The organism is Aliiroseovarius sp. S1339, from assembly GCF_023195695.1.
Lineage (GTDB): Bacteria > Pseudomonadota > Alphaproteobacteria > Rhodobacterales > Rhodobacteraceae > Aliiroseovarius.
In genome coordinates this window covers 53,319-65,877 of the sequence record NZ_JALPQG010000002.1, presented here as the reverse complement: position 1 = coordinate 65,877, position 12,559 = coordinate 53,319, and the positions used below count along the sequence as shown (strand labels likewise).

Annotated in this window: 9 protein-coding genes; 6 read left to right on the top strand and 3 right to left on the bottom strand. The window is 58.4% G+C overall.

Annotated elements, in window-relative coordinates:
• The 3 genes from MUY35_RS03345 to MUY35_RS03335 all read right to left on the bottom strand — a co-directional run bounded on the left by MUY35_RS03345 (position 1) and on the right by MUY35_RS03335 (position 4,026).
• Entirely contained in the window at positions 1-822 is an 822-nt protein-coding gene (locus MUY35_RS03345; protein ID WP_248363927.1) for an ABC transporter substrate-binding protein, read from the bottom strand.
• 179 nt (positions 823-1,001) lie between these two features.
• The gene (locus MUY35_RS03340; RefSeq protein ID WP_248363926.1) at positions 1,002-2,297 is read right to left on the bottom strand and encodes an HlyD family type I secretion periplasmic adaptor subunit; all 1,296 of its coding nucleotides are present in this window, start codon (positions 2,295-2,297) and stop codon (positions 1,002-1,004) included.
• Complete coding sequence (locus MUY35_RS03335; protein ID WP_248363925.1) at positions 2,287-4,026, bottom strand: type I secretion system permease/ATPase; 1,740 nt, start codon at positions 4,024-4,026, stop codon at positions 2,287-2,289. Before MUY35_RS03335 ends, MUY35_RS03340 begins: the two co-directional genes overlap by 11 nt.
• Positions 4,027-4,628: 602 nt before the next feature.
• On the opposite strand from MUY35_RS03335, the gene MUY35_RS03330 reads away from it, so the two are divergent.
• The 6 genes from MUY35_RS03330 to MUY35_RS03305 all read left to right on the top strand — a co-directional run bounded on the left by MUY35_RS03330 (position 4,629) and on the right by MUY35_RS03305 (position 12,545).
• Positions 4,629-5,390, top strand: a complete 762-nt coding sequence (locus MUY35_RS03330) for a metallophosphoesterase family protein (RefSeq protein ID WP_248363924.1) — start codon at positions 4,629-4,631, stop codon at positions 5,388-5,390.
• 135 nt (positions 5,391-5,525) lie between these two features.
• Positions 5,526-6,257 (top strand): ABC transporter ATP-binding protein, encoded by a 732-nt coding sequence (locus MUY35_RS03325; RefSeq protein WP_248363923.1) that lies wholly within the window; start codon positions 5,526-5,528, stop codon positions 6,255-6,257.
• Between the two features lie 2 nt (positions 6,258-6,259).
• On the top strand, positions 6,260-8,623 hold the full coding sequence (locus MUY35_RS03320; RefSeq protein WP_248363921.1) for an ABC transporter permease: 2,364 nt from the start codon (positions 6,260-6,262) through the stop codon (positions 8,621-8,623).
• A 4-nt stretch (positions 8,624-8,627) separates the two neighbouring features.
• Positions 8,628-9,842, top strand: a complete 1,215-nt coding sequence (locus tag MUY35_RS03315; RefSeq protein ID WP_248363919.1) for an HlyD family efflux transporter periplasmic adaptor subunit — start codon at positions 8,628-8,630, stop codon at positions 9,840-9,842.
• A 383-nt stretch (positions 9,843-10,225) separates the two neighbouring features.
• Complete coding sequence (locus MUY35_RS03310) at positions 10,226-11,326, top strand: ABC transporter ATP-binding protein (protein WP_248363917.1); 1,101 nt, start codon at positions 10,226-10,228, stop codon at positions 11,324-11,326.
• Positions 11,327-11,438: 112 nt separating this feature from the next.
• Complete coding sequence (locus MUY35_RS03305; RefSeq protein ID WP_248363916.1) at positions 11,439-12,545, top strand: extracellular solute-binding protein; 1,107 nt, start codon at positions 11,439-11,441, stop codon at positions 12,543-12,545.
• Positions 12,546-12,559: the final 14 nt, after the last annotated feature.

Below are 12,559 nucleotides of genomic sequence, written 5' to 3'. Positions count from 1 at the left end.
TTATTTGATAAGCGGGACGCCGGTGGTTTCTTGCAGCCACTCAGCTTCGATGGCGGCCAGTGATCCGTCCGCCGTCATCGCAGCCAGCGCTTCGTTGACGCAGGCTTTCAACGGGCTACCTTCTTCCATCAATATGCCGAACTGGTCGGGGTTTTCGCTGCGGTCGGCGGCGAATTGACCCAGAAGTGCTCCGTCGTCCAGTACGACGGCGCTGAGATACAGCGCGGTTGGCAGGTCGAAAAGAGCCGCGTCAATCTGGTTGGCCTTCATCGCTTCGACGACGTTCACATTGTCATCATACAGCAGCGGCGCATCCGCAGGCGCAATCGCCGTATTCACGGTTTCCAGCGCGGTTGTACCAGCCATGACACCCCATTTCAGCGACTTCAGCGAGTCGATTTCAGCTGTCGCCCCCCCCTCAATCGTTGGTTTGCGCACCAGAACCGCCATCGCGGCCGAGTAATAGGGGTCAGAGAAGTCGACCACCTTTTCGCGGTCTTCTGTGATCGAGAATTGCTGCAGATTGACGTCAAATTCTTTTGCGCCCGGTTGGATCGACTGATCAAAAGTCGCGCGGGTCCAGACGACGGCGTCCTTTTCGAAGCCCATGCGCTTGGCAACTTCATAGGCGACGGCGGCCTCGAACCCAGCACCGCTGGTCGGGTCATCATCCATCACCCACGGGTAGTAGGCTGGGTTTCCGGTCGCGATGGTCAGAACGTCGGGCGTTAACGTCTTTCCTTCGGCGCAATGGTTGTCGGCGAAGGCGGATGTTGCCCCAAACAGGCTGAACATCAGGGCGGTTGTGAGGATCGGTTTCATCAGAGTCTCCAAATTTGGATGGCGCTCGTGACTTTAGGGCGGGCTGATCTGGACTGTCCAGATCAACCTGCAAATTGATGAGACCACCACCCCATTTTCGGACAAAGGTTGATGAAAGCGTTTGTTTGATCCGTTTTGACTTGGTGGCGCGCGGCCCCGATCCGGGGCCACGCATTCTGTCATTCTTCGCGAAACGCCAGATCAAGATAGTCTGTGAACGGTTTTAGCAAATAGGACGCGGGGCTTTGGGCACCAGTCTGGATGAATGCTTCGACCGGCATGCCTGGTATGATCTCGTGCTCGCCCAGCAACTCATAGGCTGATGGGTCGATTGCGACCTCGCCTGCGAAATAGCGCTGGCCGGTTTGTTCATCCATCATCGCGTCCGCCGAAATCAGGCTGACCTGACCGGACACTTCGGGGGTTGTGCGCGCATTGAAGGCGGGGAATTTCAAGACCGCCTCCTGTCCGACAGTGACGCGGTCAATTTCGGTGGGGGCCAGTTGCACCGACACGATCAGTGCGCTTTTGTCCGGCACGATTGCCGCCACTTCGCCACCAGCAGGCACGACTGAGCCGACTGTGAAAACATTCATCCCATAGACGATACCATCCACCGGCGCCGTCAGGTTCAGCCGTGCCAATCGCGTTTCAACGGCGCGCAGTTTTTCCTGCAATTCCGACTCGCGTGGTTGCAGGCTTCTGATCTCCTCTTGGGCACTTTCCTGCCGCTCGGACCGGGCTTGCAGGCGCTCAATCTCGTACCCTGCGATGGCGTTGCGGGTCACGGCAATCTGCGCCTCGGTTTCTCCGGTCTGGCCGTCAATCTGGGCGCTTTGCTGTTGCAGTTCCAAAACCTGCGACCGTTCCGTCAGCTTTCTGTCCAGAAGATCCTGAAAGGTCTTCAGGTTTTGCTTGATCAGTTCAGATTGCTTTTGGTTGGCCGACAGTTGCTTTTCCAGACCCACGATCGAGGCTTCGGATTGCGCGCGACGTTCGCGCAGTTGATCGTCCGTTTGGCTGAGTGTCGTGCGTCGGGTGTCAAACAGGGTTTGTTGCGCGTCCAAGATACGTTGCAGGTCGGCGTCGTCTTTGGTGTCTGCAATCAGCGCGGGGCGAAAAGTGATCTGATCGGCCTCGACCGCTTCGGCGGACAGGCGGTCGATATTGGCCTGCACTTCAAAAAGGGCGCGGCTCAGGATGTTCTGTTCTGATTGCAGTTCGGCGTCATCCAGCAAGATGATCGCTTCGCCCGCTTTGATGGTGTCCCCGTTGCGCACCAGAATTTCGGCGACAACGCCCCCGTCCGGGTGCTGAACGACCTGCTTACGTTGGTCCACTTCGATGAAGCCTGACGCTACGACTGCGGCGCTGATCGTGGAATAAGCGCCCCATGCGATCAGCCCGCCAAACCCAATCACCAAGGCCCAGAGCCCCTGCGCCACGTATGATTTTGAGTTCCACTCACTTGACATTTTCAAGCCTCCGACCTTGTTGCGCTGGCACGACAGCCGGGCCTTGTCTGACGAATTTCTGCAGCACTTCCTGACGTGGCCCAAAAGCACGCATCCTGCCTTTGTCGATCAACAGAACGCGTTCACATTGCGCCAAAGCGGATGGGCGGTGCGAGATGATCAGGACGGCCTGACCTGCTTCTTTCGCGTCCGAAATCGCTTGGTTAAGCGACCGGACACCGCTGTCATCAAGGCTGGAGTTCGGCTCATCCAGGATCAGCACTGCGGGTGTGCCGAACAGCGCGCGGGCCAACCCGATACGTTGGCGTTGACCGCCGGACAGGCCGCTGTTGCCATCGGTGATGGTCGTGTCATAGCCGTTTGGAAGGCCAAGGATCAGATCATGCGCCCCGGCGGCACGGGCCGCTTTGACGATATCGTCTGGGTCGGCCTTGGGGTCAAAGCGCGCGACGTTCTGTGCGATTGTTCCGGGAAACAACACAACGTCTTGTGGCAAATAGCCCAACAGGCGCCCCAGACGGTCTGGCGGGTATTGATTGAGCTCTGCGCCGCCCAGCCGTATTTCGCCGGCGCGCGCGGGCCAAACCCCGGTCAACGCCTTGGCAAGTGTGGATTTTCCCGCAGCACTTGGCCCGATCACAGCCACGGCCTCGCCGGGTTGGATGTCGAAGGTGACGCCAACCAGAAGGGGTTTGGTTGCGCCTGCGGGGATCACGGCAAGCCCAGTGACTTCCATCCGGCTTTCGGGGGCGGGCAGGGCCATGACCTGTTGCGCTGGTGGGGTTGTCGATAACACGGCTTTAAGCGAGCGCCAGCCTTGCAGCGCCCCTTGGAAGACCGCCCATTGCGCGACTGATTGTTCCACAGGTGCAAGTGCGCGACCCAGCAGGATAGAGCCCGCGATCATCGCGCCGGGTGTCAGTTCACCTTTCAGAACCAACCACGCGCCCAAGGCCAGAATGCCCGACTGTAGCAGCAGACGGAACGCCTTGGTGGTTGCTGCCAGTCTTCCGCGCTTGTCAGCCGCAAAGATGCGGCTGGTCAGCGCTTGGCGGCGCACGTCGCTCCAGCCGTCGGTCAACGGCTCTTTCATGCCAAGCCCTTGGACGGTTTCGATCGACTTGCGCATATATTCGGTGCGCCCTTCAGCATTGGCAGCCAGTTGGGCGGCTTCTAATTGGGCCGCTCCGGTGACGCGTTGGTTTGCAAAGGCAAGAACCAGCAAGACGCCGCCGCCAGCAAGCGCGAACCAACCCATCATCGGGTGAAACACGAACAGCAGCGCAAGGAAGGCGGGTGCCCACGGCAGGTCAATCAAGGCAGTCAGGGCGGGCGAGGCCAGAAGGGATTGGATGCTGGTCAGATCGCGCAGGCCCGTAGCCGGGCGCGCGCGCTGATCGGCGTTTTCGGCCTGTTGCAGCACGGCGTCAAAGACGCGGCGGTCAAGCGCGGACTGAAACCCGGCACCAACGCGCGCAAGCACACGGCCCCGCACGTGATCCAGAAATCCCATCAGCCCGTAAAGGAACACCACAAGGCCAAACAGGGCCACCAGCGTCGCCGATGACCGGCTGGACAGCACCCGGTCATAGACCTGCAACATGAACAACGGGCCGGTCAGCATCAAAAGGTTGACCGCTGCGCTGAACACGGCGACCCCGATAAGTTCGTATCGAAACCCCGCCAATGTGCGACTGAGTTCGCGGGATTGTTTTCTTGGATCGGGCATATCCGCTCCGTTTTCTTGTAAGTTGTGGCAGCAGGCGCGCCTTTGCAGAAAGGCGGCACGAATTAGACGCAGACCGCGCAGGTCTGTCGGGGGAACGAGGCTCAACTGGGCTCAATCCAACCATCGAAAAACCCGACGCAGTGCGCCTTTGAGTTTTAGGCGGGCGTCAGCGATGATTGGGTCACAGCAACGGTGCTCGTTACTCGATTGTGGTAGTTCTTCTCCGTGAGTGGTCAGCGGCGTAGAAACGATGAATTTGCACTCTCCGGTAGTTCCTATCCAGTGCCTGCCACTGTTCGGCGAGCATGTGCTTGTTTTTAAGGTTTGCTTCGGCAAGCTTGTGCCAACGGGCCATTGCGCGCTTCGTCAGACGGTGAATCCGCCGAGCCCGACCAGCAAAAATGGCATGAAAACGCCGATGGCACCCGATTGGCTGCGACTCGGCTGTGGTCAGGTCAACCAGCCATATTCGGTTTGCGCCCGCCGACCCATTGAGTCGCTGCACTGGTCTTTACAGCCGGGACTGCCTTATGTTTGTGACACTGAATGAACCGCGTGGCACGCGCGCAGCGCCTAGGGGCAAAGAAAGGGCAAATAAGCCGATGCGTTGGATCAAGCGCTTGACCCGAACCAAACCCGATTTGGATACAGCCAACTTCGACGCGCCAGTGCAGCCGGGCGCGCCGTTTTGTGCTGTTGGGGACATTCATGGTCGGATGGACCTGTTGGTCGCTGCGCTTGACCGGATCAACGCACAGGCGCCAGATCTGCCGGTGGTTTTCGTTGGCGATTATGTCGACCGTGGCCCGGACAGCGCGGCAGTGCTGCGCCACCTTTATGAGCTGCAAGACGCGGCCCCGGATCGGTTCATCTGCCTTGCCGGAAACCACGAGGATTTTCTGCTTGGGTTTTTGGATGACCCGTTTCGCCATCATCGCCTTTGGTCGAAGAACGGCGGGGATGCGACACTTCAAAGCTTTGGGGTCCGCATTTCGGTTGATGCGCCCTCTGCGGACGAAGTCGAGAACATTCGTGATCAGTTGCAGCAGGCGATGGGCGCGGATTTGCTGGCTTGGCTGCGCGAACTGCCAACAACATGGCGTGTGGGCAATGTTTGGGTGACCCATGCTGGCGGCGATCCGACCGTCGACCTGGACCGTCAGGACCGTAGCGCGCTGCTTTGGGGGCACCCCGATTTTCGCAAGATTGCACGGCGTGACAATCAATGGGTCGTGCATGGTCATACAATTGTGCCCGAGGTCGAAATACGCGACGGACGCGTTGCAATCGACACCGGGGCGTATCGGACCGAACACCTGTCTGTTGTACGCATCACTGACGGGAATATTGACGTTCTGTGCTGACCACGCGCTGGATTGCGACGATATAACCCTGAACGCGTGACGAATACGGGTTGATGCGCGCGGCAGGTGTGACAACATCGGGTTGGGAAGCAAACCGGGGCGATGCGCGCCCTAAGCTGAAGAGCGGTGAGAACCATGAGCTCTGTTAATAGCACTGCCAGCCGCGATCCGATTTACCGGATGCAGGATCTGACCAAAACCTACCGAACCGAAGCGGTCGAGGTGCATGCGCTGCGCGGCGTCACCGCCGAGCTTCCGGCGGGTGAATTTGTCGTTCTTCTGGGGGCGTCCGGGTCGGGTAAGTCTACTTTGCTGAACATTCTGGGTGGGCTGGATACGGCCACATCGGGCAAGGCTTGGTTTCGCGGCAACGAGCTGACAGCGAAATCTGACCGCGAGCTGACCCAGTATCGTCGCGACCATGTGGGGTTTGTGTTCCAGTTCTACAATCTGGTCCCGTCCCTGACCGCGCGCGAAAATGTCGCTCTTGTGACCGAGATTTCCGCCCACCCGATGGCACCCGAAGAGGCGTTAGAGCGTGTCGGCCTTGGCCACCGCATGGATCACTTCCCGGCTGAAATGTCAGGTGGCGAACAGCAGCGTGTCGCCATCGCGCGCGCGATCGCCAAACGGCCCGAGGTGCTATTATGTGACGAACCCACCGGCGCGTTGGACAGCAAAACCGGCGTGCAGGTTCTGGAGGCGCTGGAAAAAATCAACAAAGAACTTGGCACATCGACGCTGGTGATCACCCACAACGCAGGCATTCAGGCGATGGCGCATCGGGTTGTGTTCTTGGCAGACGGCAGCATTTCGGAAATCCGCGAAAATGCTGAACGGATCGAGCCGTCTGAGATCGTGTGGTAGCGATGCGGGTGCTGGACAAAAAACTGCTCCGTGATGTCAGGCGGCTTTGGGCGCAAAGCCTGGCCATTTCGGCGGTTCTGGCGGTGGGCGTGATGATCATGGTCATGTCCAACGGGGCCGAACGCAGCCTGCGCGAAACGCGTGACACGTTTTATGAACGCAATCGATTTGGTGATCTTTTTGCCAGTGCCTCGCGTGCGCCGGACGCGTTGGCGGCAGATATTCTGTCCATTGATGGCGTTGTGCGGGTGGATACGCGCATCTCGAAATTCGCGATCCTTGATATCGCGGATATGTCTGAGCCTGCAATGGGGCAGGTGTTGTCTTTGCCTGCCTCGGGCCTGCCCTTAATGAACATACCCACGATCACCAAGGGGCGTATGCCTGAACCCGGACGTCGGGACGAAGTTTTGGTTAATCAGAACTTTGCCGACGCGCACGGGTTTTCACCCGGCGATTGGTTTGGCGTCACTTTGAATGGACAAAAGCGGCAATTGACCATCACGGGCACCGCGCTAAGTCCTGAATTTATTTACACGATCGGACCCAATTCGATTATGCCAGATGATCGTCGGTTCGGCATCTTGTGGATGGCCGAAGATGTGCTGGGCGCCGCTTTCAACCTGACCGGAGCATTCAACGCAGTGTCTGTGCAATTGGGTCGTGATGCCGACCCCGACGCGGTCACCGATGCTGTGGATGATCTGCTAAAACCCTACGGCGGCACGGGAGCGTATCCGCGCAAAGACCAAATCTCGAACGCCTTTCTGGATGGCGAGTTGAAGCAGCTTAGCGTCATGGCCGAGGTCGTGCCGCCGATCTTCCTCGTGATTTCGGCCTTTCTGGTGAATATGGTTCTGGGGCGATTGATTGCCCTTGAACGCGAACAGATCGGTCTTCTGAAAGCGCTCGGATATCAACGATCCGAAATCAGTTGGCACTATATCAAGCTGGCCCTTGTGATCGGTTGCGTTGGCGTGGCGCTGGGATGGGGCTTTGGTATGCTCGCCAGCCGCGGCATGGCCCAGCTTTATGCCGAGTTCTTCCATTTTCCCTATCTGGTCTTTGTCCAATACCCTTCCATCTATGCGGTTTCTGCTGGGGCAGGGCTGCTGGCCGCTGCGCTTGGCGCGATTGGGGCCGTGCGGCGGGTGGTGGGGTTAAGCCCCGCCGTTGCGATGGCCCCGCCGGCCCCGACACGGTTTCGGCGTGGTGTGCTGGACCAGTTGATCGTGTGGCTAAAGCCGCGCCAGCCTACGATGATGATCCTGCGCGCCATTGGTCGCTGGCCCCTGCGGGCGGCCCTGACAACGCTGGGGATCGCCACATCAGCCTCGGTAATGATTGCAGCGCTGTTCATGTTTGACGCAATGGACGAGCTTTTGGATGTCAGCTTCGTTCAGATCAATCGTCAGGATGCGGTCTTGGAATTTGCCCTGCCACGCAACATTGATGTGCTGGAAGATGTCGCCAATCTGCCCGGTGTGCTGGCCGCTGAAGGCGTTTGGGCGATGCCTGCCAGACTGACCCATGGTCATTTATCGCGGCGCATTGCGATTGAAGGGCGCCAACCGGGTGATACGCTATCGCAAGTCTTTGACACCGAAACACGCGTTCTTGTGCGCCCTGAACACGGTATTGTTCTGGCCCGACGGCTGGCCAGCCATCTGAACGTCGGCGTCGGCGATGTGTTGGATGTTGAATTCCTGACAATTCCCGACAGCCTGCACAAGCTGACGGTGACGGGTCTGGCCGGGCAATATTTTGGGTTGGGCGCCTATATGGATGCGACCACATTGGCGCGGTTGCTGGACAGCCCAGTGCAAGTCAGCCAAGCGAACCTGTTAATTGATGCCGCGCAAGAGGATGCCTTGTTTCACGCCATCAAGGGTGCGCCTGCGGTGGCTGGGCTGACGCTTCTTACGCAAGTGCGCCGCGCCTTCGATGAAACGATTGCGCAGAATGCGGGGATGACGACGACGATCAACTCGTTTTTGGCCGCGTTGATCGCCATTGGGGTCGTCTATAACTCAGCCCGTATCCAACTGTCCGAACGTGCCCGCGAACTGGCCAGCCTACGCATCCTTGGCTTCACCCGTGGCGAGGTCAGCTATATCCTGCTGGGCGAACTTTTTCTGCTGACCGCTGCGGCGGTCCCGCTGGGGCTTGTGATCGGTCGCCTGCTGGCAGGCGCGATGGTGGCAAGCTTTGATAGCGATTTGTATACCATTCCGCTGGTTGTGTCGCGCGGAACATATATGTGGGCCGCGGGCGTCGTGGCCGTCGCTTCAATCGTTTCGGCGCTGATTGTGCGTCGACGGATCGACCGGATGGATCTGGTCGCCGTTATGAAAACAAGGGAGTAACCCGATGAGCTGGAACATGCGCAAGACAACACTTGCCGGCGCGGCAGCGGTTGCGGTGGCGGGGTTCGCCTATTTCGCGACCAAACCTGAACCTGTGCCGGTCGATATTGTCACGATTGCTGAAGGGTCGATTGAAGTGACGGTCAATGCCGAAGGCTATACCCGCGTGCGCGATGTCTATGAAGTGTCGGCGCCCGTATCGGGGCAACTTGCGCGCAGCCCCGTCTCGATCGGTGACATGGTGGTGGCTGGCGAAACCATCGTCGCCCGGATTGCGCCGGGTGACCCCGCCTTTCTGGATGTCCGGTCGCGTGCGCAGGCCGAAGCGGCGGTGGCGCAGGCCAATGCTTCCGTGTCGGTTGCGCAGGCACAGATCGCCATGGCCGAGGCTGATTTGGCGCATGCACAGACCAGACTGAACCGGTTGCACGACCTGCATGCACGCGGCACGATCCCGCAGGCGCAGTTGGATGACGCCGAACTGGGTGTCGATGTGGCCGCCGCCAAACTGGACAGTGCACACGCCGCGTTCGACATGAGGACGGCAGAGCTTGAAGCGCAAAAAGCCACTCTGATCGAGCCGCGCGAACATGATGATCTGGCACTCAATGAAGCATGTTGCATCAACGTCAAGGCGCCGGTTTCGGGAACTGTCTTGGGCGTCGCCAGTGAAAGTGCCCGGCCTGTCATGCCGGGCGCGCCTATCCTCTCGATTGGTGAAACAGATGATCTGGAAATCACTGCGGAGATCCTGTCCACCGACGCGGTGCGTCTGGCGCCGGGCGCGCCTGCCTATGTCGAACGTTGGGGCGGTGATGGGGTGTTGGACGCGCAGGTCCGTGTGATCGAGCCTGCGGGCTTCACCAAGGTCTCGGCCTTGGGCATCGAAGAACAGAGGGTGCGCGTGGTTCTGGACCTATTGACTCCGAAAGAAGACCGCGCGGCGCTGGGCCATGGGTTTCGAACCTTCCTGCGCATTGTTGAATGGCAAGGCGAGGGCTTGATTGTTCCTTTGTCCGCGCTTTTTCGCGATGGCACTGATTGGGCGGTTTTTGTGGTCGAAGACGATCAAGCTGTCTTGCGCGCAGTCATGCTGGGTCACCGCAACAGCGAAGTAGCCGAAGTCACATCAGGTCTTGCGCCGGGCGAGCAGGTCGTCACCCACCCCGGCGACCGGGTCGCGGATGGTGTTTTGGTGGTTGATCGCGCCACGCTTTAGGGCCGATCAACCGACAGTCTAACCTGCAGGTTGGACCGCCGCCCGCCAAAAACCGCGCCATCCGCAGCGATGGTGGCAACGCTCTGTGCCACGGCTATCCGACCGCTCGTGGGCGGGTGATCAACAGGTTCTTTGAAAGCTAAGGGCAGCTTCAAGACGACCAGCTCGGGTATGGCCTTGATCACAACATCGTGTCCGTATGACGCTAAATTTCCGAAAAGCGTCGGGTTCGAACCATATATGCGCAACAAATATATACAGGCTGGGCCCGCAGCGATCTTAAATTTCGCAGCAGCTCCGGTTTTGTAGTTGAATTTCAGCTTCGGTTGGTGTTGGCTTATGCCAAACAAATGAAAAAGAAAAAAATAGACCAGGGGGGTCACTTGGCTGATACAGCTTCCGACGACGGTTTCGTCGTTTTTGATCGTGTCCAAAAAAGCTATGATGGGGAGACTTTGGTTGTCAAAGACCTGAACCTATCAGTTGCTAGGGGCGAATTTCTTACCATGCTTGGACCGTCAGGGTCGGGCAAAACAACATGCCTGATGATGCTGGCCGGTTTTGAAACCGCGACCCATGGCGACATCCGGCTCGGTGGGAAACCGATCAACAACATCCCGCCCCACAAGCGCGGAATTGGGATGGTATTCCAGAATTATGCGCTGTTCCCTCACATGACGATTGCTGAAAACCTGTCCTTCCCGTTGGAAGTGCGCAAGATCGGCAAATCCGACCGCGAGGCGAAAGTCAAACGCGCGCTGGACATGGTTGAAATGGGTGACTTCGGTGGGCGTCGCCCGGCTCAGTTGTCTGGTGGGCAGCAGCAACGTGTGGCTTTGGCGCGTGCGCTGGTGTTTGAGCCTGAACTGGTGCTGATGGACGAACCATTGGGCGCGCTTGACAAACAACTGCGCGAAAAGATGCAGTTCGAAATCACACACCTTGCGCACCAGTTGGGTATCACCACGGTGTATGTGACCCACGACCAGACAGAAGCGCTGACAATGTCCGACAACGTTGCCGTTTTCGACGATGGGCGCATCCAGCAGCTTGCACCGCCAGATGAACTCTACGAGCGGCCGGACAACAGCTTCGTTGCTCAGTTTATCGGAGAAAATAACACGCTGGAAGGTGTGGTGACCGAAATCAAGGGCGACACATGCATCGTGAAACTTGACGATGGCGAGGTGCTGGACGCAACACCGATCAATGTGAACAAAGTGGGCGACCGAACCGTTGTGTCGATCCGTCCCGAGCGTGTTGAGTATAACAAGGAACGTCTGCAGGAAGGGGTGCACACCCTGAAAGCAGAGGTGCTGGAATTCATCTATATGGGTGATATTTTTCGCACGCGCCTGCGGGTGGCCGGCAATGATGAGTTTATCATCAAGACCCGAAACGCACCCGACGTAGAGCGTCTGACACCCGGCCAACAGATCGAGATTGGCTGGCTGCCATCCGACTGCCGCGCGCTGGACGCCTGAAACGAATTGCTTCGGAGCCAATGATGGCTCCGGGCATTTTAGCCAGGGGTTCGCCATGTACCCGTTCATGCGAACCCACCAAACAAACGGGGATAACTAGGGAGAATATAGTATGAAACTTGTGAAAACTCTTTTGGCCAGCTCTGCGCTGACTGTCACCGCAGGTGCGGTTTCGGCACAGGACATGGCCAACGAGATGACCCTCGTTTCTTGGGGTGGCGCTTACCAAGCCAGCCAGGTGAAGGCTTATGTTGAGCCTTATTTGGAAATGCACCCTGAGGTAAAAATTACATGGGACGAAAGCTCGGCTGAAGCCGTCGCCAAACTGCGTGCCATGAACGAAGCCGGCAACGTCACATGGGATCTGGTCGATGCGGTCGCATCGGATTCCATGCGCCTGTGCGATGAAGGTCTGGCGGAAGAGCTGAACCATGATGAAGTGCTGGCTGCTGCACCCGATGGCACTTCTGCATCAGAAGATTTCGGCGATTTGCTGGTGTCGGACTGCTTCGTCCCGCAGATCGTTTACTCGACCACATTTGGGTACCGCACCGATCTGGTTGGTGCAGAAGCGCCGACCACGGTCTGTGACATCTTCGATCTGGAGAAGTTCCCAGGCAAACGCGCGCTGCAGAAACGCCCGATCGACAATATGGAATGGGCTTTGTACTGCGACGGTGTTGCCAAGGACGAACTGTATGAAGTCATGGGCACCGACGAAGGCGTAGAGCGTGGTCTGGCCAAGCTCGACACGATCAAGGACCAAGTTGTCTGGTGGACCGCTGGCGCGGAAACACCTCAGCTGCTCGCTGACGGCGAAGTTGTGATGGGTTCGACCTTCAATGGTCGTCTGTTCTCGGCGATTGCCGAGCAGAACCAGCCGATCGAAATGCTGTGGGACATGCAGTCGTTTGACCTTGATGGTTGGGTCGTACCCGCAGGTCTGCCCGAAGACCGCAAGGCCCGTGTGATGGACTTCCTGAAGTTCGCCACCGACACGCAACGCTTGGCTGATCAGGCCAAATATATCTCGTACGGCCCGGCCCGTAAGTCGTCAGCTCCGCTGGTGGGTAACCACGAAGAGCTGGGCATCGAAATGGCGCCGCACATGCCGACCGATCCTGCGAACGCAAGCAACGTTCATGTCTATGACTATGAATGGTGGGCGGACAACCGTGACGACCTGAACGCCAAGTTCGAAGCTTGGCTGGCCAAATAAGTCTGGCTTTCGGA